Raw genomic sequence first — 16,333 nt, 5'->3', positions numbered from 1 at the left:
TGCTCGTCTTCCCGTCCGCTCGTCTTCTGCCCTATTCATATCGCAGCGCCTCCACCGGGTCCAGTCGCGCGGCGCGCCGCGCGGGGATGAGCCCGAACACGAGGCCGATCCCGATCGACACGAGGACGGCCACGACGGTGATGGCGACCGGCGTCGGGGCCTCGACGTCCATGAACGATGCGATCAGCCGCCCGATGCCGAGCCCCATCGCGATCCCCACGAGCCCGCCGATCCCCGTCAGCGTTGCCGCCTCGAAGAGGAACTGCAGCATGATGTCGCGCCGCGTCGCGCCTAACGCCTTGCGCACGCCGATTTCCCGTGTCCGGCTGGTCACCGACACCATCATGATCGCCATCACGCCGATGCCGCCCACGAGGAGCCCCACGGAGGAGAGCGACACCATCACGAGGAAGAATGCCCCCGTGAGGCGGTCGAAGATCTGCAGAATCTGGTCCTGGGTGACGAAGTCGAAGTTGTTCTTCTCCGCCGGGCGCAGGCGCCGCATCTCGCGGAGGGCGATCATCACCGCTTCCTGCGTGTCGGCCACCGGGATCCCCGTGCGCCCCTTCACCGCGATGAAGACCGCATTCGCCTTGTCGAGCGGAAACTGCTGGTCGAGCGTGCGGTACGGGACGATGGCCAGTGTCTCGGCCCCGGGAGGCTCGAAGACGTTCGTCGCGGGCTGGAAGAGCCCGATCACCTCCGCCGGGCGCCCCCCGACGCGCACCGTCATCCCCAGCGGATTTCGCCGCCCGAAGATCTCGCGCGCCAGGTCCTCGGGGAGGACCGCGACATTGGCGCCGCTCGCCAGCTCCGAGCGCGAGAACCAGCGCCCCAGCACCAGCTCGCCCCCCATGATGTCGCTGAAGTGGTCGTCCGCGCCGTAGATGCGATTGGGTTGCGTGCGCACGTCGCCGTACTCCAGGCGTCCGTTCACCAGCCCCCACAGCCCGGCATAGCTCACCTCGGGGAGGCGGGCGATGCGCTCGGCCTCCCGTATCTCCAGGTCGGGACGGATGCGGATCCACGCCGGGAGGGCGTCGGGGTTCACCGGGGTCCCGCTGTAGGCCTTGAAGACGTAGAACGTCGTGGGGCCGGCGCGCTCGATGGTGCTGATGATCTGCCCCTCGATCCCCTTCACGATCGTGGCCATCGACATCACCGAGCTGACCCCGATGACGACCCCCAGGATCGTCAGCCCGGCGCGCAGCTTCGCGCCGCGCATCGCGTCGATGGCGATGCCGACGTTCTCTTGCAGCTGGTCGAGGAGGCGCATGCGGCGGTCCTATTCGGCCCGCAGGGCCGTGATCGGGTCCAGCTGCGCGGCGCGGCGCGCCGGATACACCCCGAAGACGATTCCCACTCCCGCGCCGAGCGCCACCGAGAGCCCCACCGACCACAGGGTCACGCGCGCCGGGAGCGGCGAGGCCGCGGCGATCGCGGTCGCGAAGAGCCACCCCGACGCCACGCCGATGATTCCGCCCAACGTCGCGAGGACCACCGCCTCCCACAGGAACTGCCGCTCGATGTCGCCCCGGCGCGCGCCGACCGCCTTGCGGATCCCGATCTCGTGCGTGCGCTCGGTGACCGACATCAGCATGATGTTCATGATCACGATCCCGCCGACCACCACGCCGATCCCCACCACGGCGGGGATGATCGCGAAGAGGAGGCGCGTCAGCGTCTTCCAGAAGTCGACGAGCGCGGCCGAGGTCTCGATCGCGAAATCGTTCTCCTCGCCCGGACGCAGCCCGCGCACGATGCGCATCGCCTCCTCGGCGCGCGCCATGGCGGGTGCCACCTGGTCGGCGCGTGCCATCTTCACCGAGACCGTCGTGGTCCCGCGGCGCCCGAACAGCATCTCGAAGCGCGTCGTGGGCATCAGCGCATACGTGTCGAACGACTGCCCCAGCACCTTCCCCTTCCCGGCGTTGACCCCGATGATCTCGAACTGCTCGCCCATCACACGAACGCTCTTGCCGACCGCCGACACGTTGGGGAAGAGCGCCTCGGCGACGTCGTGGCCGATGACGAGGACCGCACGGCGCGCCGCGACGTCCATGGAGCCCAGGGCGCGCCCCGCCTCGACCCGGTAGTCCTGCACCGCCTGAAAGCCCTCCGAGACGCCGAACAGGATCACGTCGGCCACCCGCTGGTTGCGCCAGATGATGTCGGCGCGGGGCGTGGGCCACCCCGACTGGAAGGCGACCGCCTGGGCCTCGGGGATCGCGGCCGCCACGGCCTCCGCATCGCGCGGCGTGATCTTCGGGCGACGGGCCACCCGCTCCATCTCCGCGTCGCTCACCCGCCCCACGTTCACCGGCGAGCGCCGCACCATGAAGGTGTTCGACCCGATCATGGCGTCGGCCACGTTCTCCTGCACGTACGCGTTCATCCCCTGGATGATCGCGATCACCGCGACGAGGAACGCCACCGAGACGATGATGCCGAGCAGCGTGAAGAACGACCGCAGCTTGTTGGCGCGGATCTGCGCCAGGGCCATCGTGACGACGTCGGCGAAGCGCAAGTGCGAGAGGAGCAGAAGACGGGAAGACGACAACGGGGCGATCACGTGAATCAATTCACATGATCGCCCCGGCCGCAAGCGCCATCCGCCGCCCGCCGACTCCCCTCGTGACGCCCCCTACTCGTACCGCAGCGCCTCCACCGGGTCGAGGTTGGCGGCTCGGGCGGCGGGGGCCATCCCGAAGAGAATCCCGGTGAAGGCACTCCCCACGAGCGCGGCGACCACGGCGGGGATGGGGACCGAGGCCGGGATGCTGGTCCAGGTGCGGATCCCGATCGCGAGGAGCGCCCCCCCACCCAGCCCGATCGCCGCCCCGATGCTGGTGAGGGTGGCCGCCTCGACGAGGAACTGCCAGAGAATCGTGGCCCGCGTGGCGCCGAGCGCCTTCCGCACGCCGATCTCGCGGGTGCGTTCGGTGACCGAGATCATCATGATGGCCACGACCCCCACGCCTCCCACGAGGAGGCCGACGGCCGACAGGACGAGGGTGACCAGGAAGATCGCGCCGAACAGCTGGTTGAAGACCTCGACGATGCGGTCCTGCCCGACCACGTAGAAGTTGTTGCGCTGGCCGGGGCGCATCCCGCGGTGGGCCCGGATGGTGGCCGTCACCTCGTCCATGGCGTAGTCGCGCGACACGCCCGGCCGCGGCTTGACGTTGATCATCATCGACCGCATCCAGGCGTTGAGCTTGCGACGCGCGGTCTCGACGGGGACGATGGCGCGCGGCGTGTCGGGGCCGCGCCCGTCCATCGACTTCAGGAACCCCCCCTTGGCCTGGTAGATCCCGATCACCAGGAACTGCTGGCCGTTCATCAGGACCAGCTTCCCGATCGGGTCGGACTGGCCGAACAGCTGCTTGGAGAGCGTGTCGTTCAGGATGACGACGGAGGCGGCGTTGTCGTTCTCCGCCGCGGTGAAGTTGCGGCCGGGGAAGATGTCGCCGCCGTCGGTCTCGAGCCAGCGCGGGCCGTACCCCTCGTAGTTGACCGACGCCAGCGAATTGTTGCGGTAGCTGACGCCGGCGCTCCCGAACACCCACGGGGTCGAGGCAGCGACCGACGGGAGCCGTTCGATGAGGCGCCACTCGGTGACGGTGATGGGCGGGTTGCGCCTGTCGGGGCAGCTCTCGTCCGTCCCGTCGCAGGCATTCATCCCCACGTTCTGGCGCCGCACCATGAACGACGTGGCGCCGAACTCGTCCAGGTCCGACTGGAACGACAGGGTGATGCCGTGGATGGTCGCCGACATCGCGACCACGACGAAGACGCCGACGGCGACGCCGAGGATGGTGAGGGCGGCGCGCACGCGATTGGCGCGAATGGCGTCGAGGGCGATCGACACCCCCTCGAGCGCCGAGAGGACCCGGTCTGCAATCTGCACGGGCTACTCCTGCCGGAGGGCGGCGATGGGGTCGAGGCGCGCCGCGCGGCTGGCGGGGTAGAGCCCGGCCACGATCCCGACGCCGGCGCCCAGCAGCACCGCCATCGGGATCGACCACGGGGCCACCCGGGCGGGGAGCGGCGAGACGGCCGAGACGATCTTGGCCATCCCGATGCCGAGCGTGATGCCTAACGCAGCGCCGAGGACGCTGAGCGACGCCGACTCCACGAGGAACTGCCGCATGATGTCGCGGCGCTTGGCCCCCAGCGCCTTGCGGATCCCGATCTCCCGCGTGCGCTCGGCGACCGCCACCAGCATGATGTTCATGATCACGATCGCCCCCACGATGAGGCCGATGGCGGGGAGGGCGGTGCCGAAGGCGACCATCTGTCCCTTGAGCCGGGCGAAGAAGGTGAGGGCCGATTCCGACGATTCGAGGGCGAAGTTGTCGGGGACGGCGGGCGCCAGGCGGCGCGACGCGCGCATCACGCTCCGCGTCTCCTCCATCGCCTCGGCGAGGAGCACGGCGTTGGGCGCCTTCACGAGGAATCCGTCGATGTCGCCGCGCGGGTTGGTGGCGCGCGAGATGGGCGACGTCCAGGGGGCGATGGCCAGCCGGTCGAGCGAGAAGCCGAACAGCGACCCCTGCTTCTCCAGCAGGCCGACCACCTGGTAGGGGACGCCCCCGATGCGCAACGCGCGCCCGAGCGGGTCGAGGGCCGGGAAGAAGTGCTCGGCCACCTCGGTCCCGATCACGATCACCCTGCTCCCGTACGAGACCTCCTGCGACGTGAAGGTGCGCCCGGCGGTGAGCTTGTATCCCTTGATGTCGAAATACGACGCCTCGGCGCCCACGGCTTGCACCTGCCGGGGACGGGCGAAGGGCGTGGTCGCGTAGGCGAACGTCATGTTCTCGACCGACGCGTGCACGCCGCCGGGGAGGACCGGGCGCACGAGGTCGACGTCGGACTTGTAGATCAGCGGGCGCCGCTGGTATTCGCGCCACTGCGCGTCGCTGACGTTGCCGAAATTGGCGTTGGGGCGGCGTCGCAGCGTGAAGGAGTTCACGCCGAGCATCTTCCCGGCGAAGTCCTCCTCCATGTACTTGCTCATTCCCTCCACGATGCTGACCACCGCGATGAGGAACATCACGCCGATCATCACCCCGAGCAGGGTGAAGAAGCTCTTCAGCTTCTGCACCCGGATCTGCGCGAACGCCAGCCGGATGGCTTCGAGGAATGGCACGTGCGCTACGAGATGCCCATCGACTGCTTGAAGGCCGAACGACGGTCGTCGGACGCGATCACGCCGTCACGGAGCACCACCACGCGGCGCGCGTGGGCGGCGATGTCGGGCTCGTGCGTCACCATGATGACCGTCTGCCCCGAGTCGGCGAGGCTCTCGAACACCCGCATGATCTCCTCGGAAGTCTGCGAGTCCAGGTTCCCCGTCGGCTCGTCGGCCAGCAGGATCGACGGGTTGTTCACCAGCGCCCGGGCGATGGCCACGCGCTGCCGCTGGCCGCCGGACAGCTCGTTGGGCCGGTGATGCATGCGGTGATCGAGTTGCACCTGCTCGAGCGCCAGCTTGGCGCGGCGCTTCCGCTCGTCCGACGACATGCCGGCGTACACCAGCGGCAGCTCGACGTTGTGCAGCGCCGTGGCCCGCGGCAGGAGGTTGAACGTCTGGAAGACGAACCCGATCTCCTTGTTGCGCACGCGGGCCAGCTCGTCGTCGCTCATCTTCGAGACGAGCGTCCCGTTGAGCCAGTACTCGCCCGCCGTCGGCGTGTCGAGACAGCCGATCAGGTTCATCAGCGTCGACTTGCCCGACCCCGACGGGCCCATGATCGCCACGTACTCGTTGCGGCGAATGGCCAGGTCGACGCCGCGCAGCGCGCGGACGATTTCCCCCCCCATGTCGTACTCGCGCTTGAGCCCGCGCGTCACGATGACCCAGTCCTTGCCGGGGGTCGCACCGGGGGCCTGGACCACCGCCTCGCGCTCGGCGGTGGTGCTCAGCGAGTGCTCCCCGGTGGCGCTCAGGATGGCGTCCGCATGCTTGTCGCTCACGACTTGGCTCCCGTCTCGGTCTTCTTGTCGGCCTTCGGTTCCTTCACCAGCGCTCCATCCTTCAACTCGCGAATCGCCTGATAGGTGCCACCGACGATGCGCTCCCCGTCCTTCACCCCGGAGACGACCTCGAAGTACTTGTCGCCGGCGATCCCGACCTTGACGGGGCGGAAGGTGACCTTGTTGTCGGTGCCGACCACGAAGACCCCCTCCACGTCCCGCTTCCCGACCTCCTTCTGCCTGGGCTGCCCGGGAATCCCGGCCGTGTCGGCGCCGATCGCCTCGTTCTCCCGCACGGTGAGGGCGATGATCGGGATCGTGAGGACCGCGTCGCGCGTGTCGGTCACGATCTTCGCGGTCGCCGAGAAGTCCGGACGCGTCTCGGCCGGGGGATTCATGAGCTGGATGGTGACCTCGTAGTCGATCGCCTGCTCCGTCGTGGAGGTCGACGCCGACTTGACCGAGCTGTTCGAGATCTCGACCACCTTGCCGACGAACGTCGTGTCGGGGAAGGCGTCGATCTGGATCACCGCCGAGTCGCCCAGCGAGATGCGCGCGACGTCGGTCTCGTCGACCTTGACCTTCGTCTCGAAGACCGAGAGGTCGGCGATGGTGAGGAGCGTGGCCGCGTCCTTGTTGAACGTCCCGGGGACCGCGGTCTCGCCCTGCTCGACGGCCAGGCGCGTGATCTTCCCCGACATGGGCGCGAGGATGGTCGTGCGGGCCAGGTTGCTCCGCGCCTCGCGCAGGGAGGCGGCCGACTGGTCGGCGTTCTGCGTGGCCGCCTCGAACAACGCCGTGTTCACCTCGACGGCGGTCTTCAGCTGCTCCAGCGACTCCTCCGAGATGAGCGCCGCGTTCGACTTCTTGATCTCCAGCGAGCGTTCGTAGTTGCGTTGCGCCTGGAGCAGGTTGGCCCGGGCCTGGGCGGCCGATGCCTTCGCCGACGCCAGCGCCGCCTCGGAACGCTGCACCGCGGCCTGGTACTGCGCCGGATCGATCTCGAGGAGGAACTGCCCCTTCTTGACGATCTCCCCCTCCTTGACCGCAAGGCGCACGATGCGCCCGCTGATGTCGGCCGCCACGTCCACCTTCGTGACCGGTTGCACCTGGCCGCTGGCGGTCACCGAGGCGACGAGGTCGCGCTTCTGCACCGACTCGATGCGGACTTCGGTGGCCTTGTCGCCGCCGCGGGCGCGCGCCGCGACCACGCCGACCACGGCGGCAACGGCCACGATGCCCAGGCCCCACTTCATGCGCTTGCTCATTGCGTTCGTCCTCGGTTATCGCAGGGGACGGCCCACCGCCGCCTCGAGCGCGGCGAAAGCCTTGTGAAAATCGTAGATGGCGTTGATGCGTTCCGTCTCGGCGCGCTCGTAGTCACCGCGCGCCTGTGTCACGTCCACGAAGGTGTTGGCGCCCACGCGGAAGCGCTCCTGCGCGAGGGCCAGCGCCTCGCGCGCCGCCACCGCGTTCTGTTCCTGCAGGCGCACCGTCTGGTACGCCGTCACCAGGTTGCGGTATGCCGACGTCACGTCGGCGGTGAGCTTCAGCTCCTGCTCGCGCACGCGGTAGCGCGCGTCGTTCCGCGACGCCGTCGCCTCCTGGATCCGCTGCTCGCGGGTGAAGCCGTCGAAGATCGGGAGCGACAGCTGCGCCGAGAGCTGCAACGGCGAGCGCGTCATCTTGAAGGGAAACTGGGCATTGGCGTCGCGCATGGCCGACGCCTGCGCGTCGGTGAAGGCGATCGCCGAACACTGCTGCAGGATGCTCGGGAGTCCTGCCCCGACGCGCAGGGAGTCCTGCGTCAGGCACGACCGCTGCTGGGCCAGCGTCGCGGCCCGCATGTCGGAGATGCTCCCGTCGATGTTGCGGAGCTGCTGCGAGAAGCCGCTGACCCCGGAGCTGAGCGACAGCGACGGGAAGTAGGCCGAGCGGGCGCTCGCCACGCCGACCTCGCTGGCGCGCTCGCGCGAACGCAGCGCCCCCAGGGAGGGATTGCCGGTGCGGGCCTGCTGCAGCAGCGACTCGAGCTGCAACGTCGGCTCGCGGATCGTGAACTCGCTGGACAGCGTCACCCCCGCCGGCTGCTCCACCCCGAGCTGCTGGAAGAGGCGCAGCTTCTCCACCTCGACGGCGTTGCGCTCGCGGAGCACGGCCACCTGCTGCTGCCCCACCGCCACCTCGGCGCGGCGGACGTCGAGCGTCGTGGCCGCCCCCACCTGCTGCCGCGCGCGGGCCAGCTCCAGCTGCGCCTGCGTGGAGCGGAGGAGCGTGTCCTGCAGCGAGGCGCGCGCCTGCGCCTGGAGGACGTTGAGGTACTGCGTGATCACGTTGGCGCGGAGCGTGGCCTCGGCACTCGTCATGTCCGACTCGGCGGCGTCGAGGTTGGCCCGCTGCTGCTTGCGCGCCATCAGCGAGGCGGCGCTGATGGCAAGGTCCACCCCGAGGTCGGCGCTCGACGAGAGCACGTCCGACGTGGAACCGAACGCCTGCCCGGCGAAGAACTGCTGGCGCCCCTCGCGGTAGCTCGACCCGAACGACGTCCGCACCGAGGGGAGGAGCTGGCCGGTGGCCGTGCGCAGCGCGGCGGCGGCTCGGGTACGGTTCGACCCCGATTGCAGGTACTGCGGATTGTTGCGAACCGCCAGCCGGATGGCCTCGTCGAGCGTGAGCACTGGGCCGCTCGTCGGGGCCTGCGCCGGCACGGCGGGCGCGGTGGCAAGTACGAGCAGCGTGCAGATCAGTCGTCGCATGGAATGCCGGGTGCCTGAGGTTGGAAAGTCTGCTGGGTGTACGATCCCGGGAGGAGCAGGGTTTCACTTGTCCGGAAAAAGGCACAACGCCCCGCGTGAAGACGGGGCGTTGCCGTGTCGTCCTGGCCGGGCGCCTCCCGAGCCTCCCCGACTCGGGACCCCCTACGGCGCGGGTGGGTCGTCCCGCAGGGCGACGATGTTGCGCGAGGGGATCGCGACCTTCAGCACCCGCCCCTTCCCGTCGATCCAGACGTCGCGCGTCGCCCCCGACGCCTCGGTGAGCACCAGGTGGCGCGCCTCGAGCTCCTTCGTCCCGATCGTGACGCGCTCGTTCCCGGCCGACGTCAGGCGCATGACCAGCTGCGCGTTCCGGCGTGGGACGACCACCGCCACGCTCGTCTGCGGAGCGTGCCGGGCCGCGAAGTAGTACTGGTGAAAGACGTCGTCGTCGAGGATGATCGCCCCGTCGGTGACGATGTATTCCTTGGCCGATTCGCCGCGGGCGTTGTTGATCCTGGCGCTCACGCGCCCGCGCATGATCTTCCCGCTCCACCGCTCGGAGCCCGTCGTGGTCCCACGGCTCTCGACCTGGTAGTCCGAAGGGGCGCCCATGGAATCGGAGCGCAGGGCGGGGATCAACCGCCGGTCGCCGAACACCACCGTCGCGCGAGCCACGTACTCCAGCGCCCCCGTCCCGGTGGGTGTCCCCTCGATACGGAATTCCTCACGCCCCGCGCGCTGGCCGTTCACGGAAATCGTGAAGCTGCCCTGATCGATGATCTGGGCGCTCTGCGCCGCGACGGTCTGGGCCGCGACCGCGAGTCCGACCGCGACTCCGGCGGCGAGTGCGGTGGCACGTGCGGTGGCACGTGCGGTGGCACGTGCGGTGGCACTTGCGGCGGCACGTGCGGCGGCGAGTCCGAGCAGTCTATGTCTCATGCGATGAAAGATAGTACCCTGAACCGGTAGACCCGTTCAGGCACCTCCTCGGTCACTCCCCACTGGCCGCGAGAGGACTGTCATCCTGGCAGGGGCCTCACTCCGCCGGGGGAGGGGTCAAGAGGATACGTTCGCGAATCCTGGACCATATTCGCGTGTAGATCGCGGCACCGGTTTCCGCACTGGCCACCGAAGGGCGCCCTATCGACCCCGCACTGGCCGCCGGGACCTTCAGCGACGTTCGGCGGTATCGCCGGAGTGCCTCCGGAGTGATCATATAATCCTGCGCCAGGTCCATGCGAACGAGATGGGGGGCGAGGTGCAGCAGGAGCGACGTGTCCACCTCATCGCCGTGCAACGGACCGATGCCACTTACCGTCAGGTCAGAGAGATCGATCGCCAGGATGTCCACGACCCGCACGCGCGCTCCCTTCGTGATCACCGTGGACAGCGCCTCCTGATGCCCCTCATAGCCGTGGGCGGTCAGGAAGATGAACTCGCGCACCCCGCCCGCCTCCCAATCGTCGGTGAGATCGTTCAGGGCGCGCAGGAGCGACTTCCGGCGCAGGGTCGCGTTGCCCGGGACCACCCGCTCGTGCTGGGTGTTGACCCCGTACTCCACCGTGGGCGCGCGCAGGACCTGCATCTCCGCCGACAGCTCGTCGGCGAGCGCCTCGACGATCAGCGTGTCGCACCCCATCGGCAGGTGAGGGCCGTGCTGCTCGCAGGTTCCCACCGGGATGATGAGGCGCGGGTCACGCGCGAGGACGGCTGCAACGTCGCCCGGGCGCAACTCCTTCAATCGCAGGGGGGCAGGGGCGCGGTCGGCGATGGGATCGGGCATGACAGGGTCGTCGAGTAATCGGTTCACCCTCGGGTGGCTCGCCTCGGCGTCCGGGGCGATCGTCCTCGGCGCGCTCTGGCTGCGCACGTGGGGCGAACCATATCTCATCGGCGCCACGGGAGCCATCGCCGTCGCGGTGCTCCTGTCCATGCGCGGGCGTCGCCGCATCGTGGCCTGGGCGGCGACCCTCGCGCTGGCCTGGTTCTCGGCCGAGGGGTGGATCGCGGCTGGCGCGTTTCGTTCAATCGCACGCGACTGGGCGTCGTACGAGCAGGGCCGGGCCGAGCGCGCCGAGCGTGCCTTCGCGGCGGTCCTCGACGAGGACTTCGGGCGTCTGCGCGCCGCGGCAGGGCGAGCGCTCGAGATCCCGGCCGACGCGCAGGAACGGTTCCCGGCGCTCGAGGACCTGCTCCCCTCGCCTTCGCTGGGGGAGGTGTCGGCGGTCGTGTTCGACGGGCCGCGGGCCACCACCTGGATGGGGCCGGTACGCGTCGCGGTGGAACCGCTGGTGGACTCGACGGGGGTGGCGTGGTCGGAGTTCTACACCGTTGCCTTCGCGTCGGCAGCGCGGGGCGAGCGTCGGGCGGTCGTGATGCGCGTGCTGTCGGCGTCGCCGCCGGCGGACCGCCTGGCGCGGAGCCTTGGCGCCGTCGTCGCGGAGCGCGAGGGGATCGCCGGCTTCGACCTGGCCCCCGGGAGGGTGGAGGGGTTCACGCGCATGGCGCCGCACGCCGTACCGGAGCTCTGGGCGCGCAGCGCCCCCTTGGGAGCCGGTCCGGCGCGGCTGCAAGTGGAGGAGCGCGCGCGGCTGCGTGGTGCCGTGGCGTTGGGGGTGGCCCTCCTTGCGGCGTTGGCCGTGGCCTGGCGCCGGCCGGCGCCGCTGTGGTGGCGCTTCGCCACGTTAGGGGTCGGCGTCGCGCTCGTCTGGATCATGCCGCTGTCGGCGCTGTCGAACCGCGCCGCCGTCTTCGATCCGTCGTTCTTCTATGCCGCGCGCGGGGCTCCCTTCACGGCCAGCGTCGGTGCCCTGGCGATCACCGCGGCGATCGCCGTGCTCGCCGTGCTGGGGCGGCGGCGGGTGCGCGCCAGGCGATGGGGGCGCGCGGCCGCGCCGGTGGCGGCCGTCGTCCTGCTCGCGGTCGCCCCCTTCCTCCTGCGCGACCTGTCGCGGGGCATCGCGCCGCCGTCCCGCGGGATTCCGGCGACGCTGTGGGTGGCGTGGGAGGTGTCGCTCTTCCTGGCGGCCACCGCGTTGCTGCTGGCGGCGGGGGAGGCGGGACGTGTCGCGATGCGGGGGCGTTCGCGGCTCCCGGCCGTGCTGGCGCCGGCCCTGGCCGCGCTCGCCGCGCTGGCCGCCCAGCCGCTGTGGGAGCCGCCCGGGCGCTGGCCGTCGTGGTACCCCCTGATCTGGATCGTGGCGATGGGGGCGCTGGCGTTCGCCAGGCGCACGCGGTGGTTCGTCCTCCAGGCGTCGTTCGTCGCCGCCTGTGGCGCCGCGACCCTGGCGTGGGGGGAGGTCGCGCGTGCGCGCCTGGCCCTGGCCGAGGGCGACGTGCGCGGGCTTGGCACGCCCGATGGGGAGACGCAGCGCCTCCTGGAGCGCTTCGCCGACGACCTGGCGCGCGCCCCGGCCCCGCGGACCCGCGTCGACCTGTTGCGCCTGTACGTCGCCTCCGATCTCGCGGCGTCGGGGAATCCGATGGAGCTGGCGACGTGGCGCGCCGATTCCATCACGCCGGAGGCGGAGCTGGTGGTCGCCGACTTCGAGCGGCGTCCCGAGGGAGAGCGCGCGGTGGTCGCGGAGGCCGCCGCGGCGGGGCGTGCCCTGGTGCGGGAGGCGCCGTCGGCGCAGGGGGTGCAATTGCTCCTGGCGGCCCCGCTCGATTCCGGGCGCGTGGTGACCGTGGTCGTGTCGCCGCGGACGCGACTCATCGGCGACGCCCCGTTCGCCGCGCTGCTCGGCCTGGAGGTCCCGTCGCTGGTCGAGCCCCCGTACCGGCTCGCCGTAACCTCGCTGGCGCGCGACGCCGGGATCGGCGCCGCGCCGCGGTGGGTGCGCATCGGTGACGAGCTGCACGGTGACTGGCGGATCGCGGGGGGGCGCGGCGACATGCGGGCCCACGCCGAGGTCGAGCTCCGCTCGCTCGACGCGCTCGTGCAGCGCGGGGCGCTGCTGGTGCTCATCGACCTGGCCGTCGTCGCCCTCCTCTGGACCCTGGCCGCAGCCGCCGACGGCGCCCTGTGGCGGTGGGCGCGCGTGCGGGTCCGGCGCTGGCGCGCGAGCTATCGCACGCGCCTCTCGGTGGCCCTCTTCGGGGCCTTCGTCCTCCCGGCGGCCGCCTTCACCACCTGGACGTACCGCCGGCTGCAAGACGAGGATCGGCTGTCGCGCGAGCTCCTCGTCAGCGAGACGCTCCGGGCGGTGGCGGCCACCAGCGACGTGGGCCGGCTGGCGGAGGAGGGGCGCCGGCTCGACACGCCGCTCTTCCTGTACGCGGGGGGGCGCCTGGCGCGCTCGAGCGACGAGCTGTACGACGCCCTCGTCCCGCTGGGGCGCTACCTCGACCCGGTCGCGGCGCAGGGCGTCGCGTTAGGCGAGGAGATGGCGGCGAACCGGCGGATCTCGGTGGGGGGCGTGACGACGCTGGTGGGGTATCGGGTGCTGATGGACGCCAGGAGCGAGCGCCTCATCCTCGCGGCCCCCGCCAGGCGAAGCGAGCTCACCCTCGAGCGGCAGCGCAACGATCTCGGCGTGCTGGTCGCCTTCGCCACGGCCCTCGGCGCGCTCGCGGCGCTCTGGCTCAGCGGGCTCGTGGCACGGGGGTTCGCGGCCCCCATCGGCGCGCTCCGCGCCGCCGCCCTCGACGTCGCCGGGGGGCGCAGCTCCCTGCCGTCGCTCGGCTCGCTCCCCCCGTACGAATTCCGCCCGGTGTACACCGCGTTCCGGCAGATGGCCACCGACCTCGGTGCCTCGCGCACGGCGCTGGAGGAGGCGCAGCGTCGCACCGAGACCGTGCTCCGCAACGTGGCGAGCGGTGTCATTGCCTGCGACCTCGACGGGACCGTGACCCTGGCCAACGCGCAGGCCGACCGCATCGTCGGTCGCGCGGTGGCGCCGGGCGACACGCTCGAGCGTCTCGGGGTTCCGGCGCTCCATGCACACCTGACGTCCTTCGCGCGCGACACCTCGCAAGGCGAGGACCACGCCTTCGACCTCGAGCACCGCGGGCGCCAGGTGCGGGCCCGCCTGACGCGACTGGCGAGCGGCGGGGGCGGCGTGGTCCTCACCCTCGACGACGTCACCGACGTGGCGCGGGCGCAGCGCGTCTTCGCGTGGGGTGAGATGGCCCGCCAGGTCGCCCACGAGATCAAGAACCCGCTCACCCCCATTCGACTCGGCGTGCAGCACCTGCGCCGCGCACACGCCGACCGCCGCGACGATTTCGATGCGATCCTCGAGCGCAACGTGTCGCGCATCCTGGACGAGATCGATCGCTTGGACGAGATCGCGCGCTCCTTCTCCAAGTTCGGGACGGCGCCGGGCGAGCGTGACGCGGGCGAGCGGGTCGACGTCGCCGCCGTGGTCCGCGACGTCGTCGCGCTCGAGCGGATGGGCGACTCGGGGGTGGAATGGATCGTCGAGGCGGAAGGCGATGACCTGCCCGCCATCTCGCGCCCCGACGAACTGCGGGAGGTCCTCCTCAACCTTCTCGAGAATGCGCGCCACGCCAACGCCACCCGGGTGGTCGTGCGCGGACGGCGCGAGGGGGAGCGGGTGACCGTCGAGGTGGAGGACAACGGCGACGGGATCGACCCCGATGTCCTCCCGCGCGTCTTCGAGCCGCATTTCTCGACCAGGACCAGCGGCAGCGGGCTGGGCCTGGCCATCTCCCGGCGGCTCGTGGACTCGTGGGGCGGGACGATCCAGCTCGTCCCGGCCGCGCCGCAGGGAACAATCGTGCGAGTGACGCTGGTTCCGGCGCCCGTCTCGTAACAGCTTTCCCGCATGTCTTCGACCCCTTTCGACGGAGTACGGGCGGTGCGACCGCCGTCGCCGGCGTCCGACGTCCCGAACCGCGTCGCGTACGAGCTCCCGGCGCACCTGCGCAGCTGGGAGCTCCCCCAGGAATGGGCGTGGGGGAGCGAGGGGGTCTTCATGGAGTATCGCCACTACCAGGAAGTGCGCGACGCGCTGGGGCGATCGCTGTCGCTGGTCAGCGCCCCCGACCCGTCGCACATCGGCTGGCTCGCGCTCGAGGCGCGCTACCTCGCGCACCGCAATCACCCCGCGATCCCGACGACGTACCATTACTGGGCGCCGCATTCCCAGAGCAAGCGCGGCCCGGGCTACCTGCGGCGCTGGATCTCCGCGGAGACCATCGGCGCGCGCGTGCGCCGCATGGGTCCCGAGGACATCCCGGCGGTGATGCGCATGATCCGCGCGATCGGCTCCACGGTGGCGTACCTCCACGACTCGGGACAGACGCACGGGGGCCTCGCCCCCGAAGTGGTGTGGGCGGCGCCGTCGGGGCGCTACTGGCTGCTGGGATGGCAGTGGGCGCTTCCGAAGCACGAGGTGCCGGAGGGGCACATCCCGGATCGTCGCTGGACGCCGATGGCGCCCGAGTGGGGGGAGGGGGAGTGGTCCCCCACGCTCGCCTCGGATCAGTGGCAGCTGGCGGCCACCTGCTTCATGGCGCTGACCGGCGAGCTCCCCCGCGGCACGGAGGTCCCCCCGGTGCGCCTCCTGCGCCCGGAGACGCCACAGGCGCTGGCCCACATCCTGGACCATGCCCTTGCCCCCGACCCGGCGTCGCGGCACCGCTCCGTGTCGTCGATGCTGCGCGCGCTGGAGCGGGTGAGCGGGGCGCGCTCCATGTTCGTCAGTGCCCCGGCGATCCCGAGCGCCCTGAGCGATGAGGGGCGGCTCCGCTGGGCGGTGGGCGATGACTACGAGATCCTCGGCTTCCTCGGGAAGGGGACGTTCGGGAGCGTGTGGCGGGCGCGTGACCTGTCGTTGGAGCGTGAGGTCGCGCTCAAGATGTTGCACCCGGCGGTGGCGCAGGATGAGGAGGCGGTGGCGCGCTTTCGTCGCGAGGCGCGGCTCGCGGCGATGCTGGCGCATCCGGCCATCATCCCGATCTACGACTGGGACGCGCGCGGCGAGGTCTCGTGGTACACCATGGAGCTGGCCGAGGGGGGCTCGGTGGCCGACCTGGTGGCCCGCGCCGGCGCGCGCCCCTTCGACGAGGTGGCACCGCAGGTCGACGCGATCCTCGATGCGCTGACCGCGGCGCACGGCAACGGGATCATGCATCGCGACCTCAAGCCGGAGAACATCCTGATCGACCGCTACCGGCGCTGGCGCATCACCGACTTCGGGATCGCGCGCGGCGAGGACGAGCAGGCCGGGGCCACCGGGACGCCGGCCTTTGCCGCCCCCGAACAGCTCCTGAGCGAGGCCCAGGGGCCGGCGGTCGACTGTTTCGGTGTGGCGGCCATCCTGTATTTCGTCCTCACCGGCACGCCGCCGTTCGACGCGCGCGATGCCCAGTCGCTCCTGGCCCAGCAGCTCGGCGGGCGATTCGACGACAGCGCGCTCCCGCCACCGGTGGTCCCGTTCATCCGTCGTGGGCTCTCGCCCGACCCGGCGACCCGGTTCGCCGATGCCGGCGAGATGCGCCGCGCCTGGCGCGAGGTCATGGAGGCGATGGAGCAGGAGGCGCGCCGGAGCGAGTCGTGGTGGGGGCGGGTGCTGGGGTGAACGCGGACCGCCCCGCGCGCGGCGGGGCGGTCGGGCGCCACCAGCGGC

11 protein-coding genes are annotated in these 16,333 nt (G+C 71.1%); 2 read left to right on the top strand and 9 right to left on the bottom strand.

What is annotated here, in order from left to right:
• Positions 1-31: 31 nt before the first annotated feature.
• The 9 genes from ABS52_16265 to ABS52_16225 form a co-directional block, all read right to left on the bottom strand.
• Positions 32-1,276, bottom strand: a complete 1,245-nt coding sequence (locus ABS52_16265) for a hypothetical protein (GenBank protein ID ODT01712.1) — start codon at positions 1,274-1,276, stop codon at positions 32-34.
• Between the two features lie 9 nt (positions 1,277-1,285).
• Entirely contained in the window at positions 1,286-2,527 is a 1,242-nt protein-coding gene (locus ABS52_16260) for a hypothetical protein (GenBank protein ODT01711.1), read from the bottom strand.
• A gap of 117 nt (positions 2,528-2,644) precedes the next feature.
• Positions 2,645-3,910, bottom strand: coding sequence for a hypothetical protein (locus ABS52_16255; protein ID ODT01710.1), 1,266 nt, complete (start codon positions 3,908-3,910; stop codon positions 2,645-2,647).
• Between the two features lie 3 nt (positions 3,911-3,913).
• Positions 3,914-5,155, bottom strand: coding sequence for a hypothetical protein (locus tag ABS52_16250; GenBank protein ID ODT01709.1), 1,242 nt, complete (start codon positions 5,153-5,155; stop codon positions 3,914-3,916).
• Positions 5,156-5,160: 5 nt separating this feature from the next.
• Positions 5,161-5,904 carry a macrolide ABC transporter ATP-binding protein gene (locus tag ABS52_16245; protein ID ODT01729.1) on the bottom strand — a complete coding sequence of 248 codons (744 nt, stop codon included), beginning with the start codon at positions 5,902-5,904 and terminating at the stop codon, positions 5,161-5,163.
• Positions 5,905-5,978: 74 nt separating this feature from the next.
• On the bottom strand, positions 5,979-7,250 hold the full coding sequence (locus ABS52_16240; protein ODT01708.1) for a hypothetical protein: 1,272 nt from the start codon (positions 7,248-7,250) through the stop codon (positions 5,979-5,981).
• A gap of 15 nt (positions 7,251-7,265) precedes the next feature.
• A complete protein-coding gene (locus ABS52_16235; GenBank protein ODT01707.1) occupies positions 7,266-8,738 on the bottom strand; it encodes a hypothetical protein in 1,473 nt (490 codons plus the stop codon).
• A 162-nt stretch (positions 8,739-8,900) separates the two neighbouring features.
• Entirely contained in the window at positions 8,901-9,677 is a 777-nt protein-coding gene (locus tag ABS52_16230; protein ODT01706.1) for a hypothetical protein, read from the bottom strand.
• 97 nt (positions 9,678-9,774) lie between these two features.
• Complete coding sequence (locus ABS52_16225) at positions 9,775-10,521, bottom strand: hypothetical protein (protein ODT01705.1); 747 nt, start codon at positions 10,519-10,521, stop codon at positions 9,775-9,777.
• On the opposite strand from ABS52_16225, the gene ABS52_16220 reads away from it, so the two are divergent.
• Together ABS52_16220 and ABS52_16215 are read left to right on the top strand one after the other, a co-directional pair.
• A complete protein-coding gene (locus tag ABS52_16220; GenBank protein ID ODT01704.1) occupies positions 10,508-14,515 on the top strand; it encodes a hypothetical protein in 4,008 nt (1,335 codons plus the stop codon). The two genes, ABS52_16225 and ABS52_16220, sit on opposite strands and share 14 nt — an antisense overlap.
• Positions 14,516-14,560: 45 nt before the next feature.
• Positions 14,561-16,285 carry a hypothetical protein gene (locus ABS52_16215; protein ODT01703.1) on the top strand — a complete coding sequence of 575 codons (1,725 nt, stop codon included), beginning with the start codon at positions 14,561-14,563 and terminating at the stop codon, positions 16,283-16,285.
• Positions 16,286-16,333 lie beyond the last annotated feature (48 nt).

It is taken from the genome of Gemmatimonadetes bacterium SCN 70-22 (assembly GCA_001724275.1).
Classification (GTDB): domain Bacteria; phylum Gemmatimonadota; class Gemmatimonadetes; order Gemmatimonadales; family Gemmatimonadaceae; genus SCN-70-22.
This window is presented reverse-complemented; position numbering and strand designations above follow the sequence as displayed.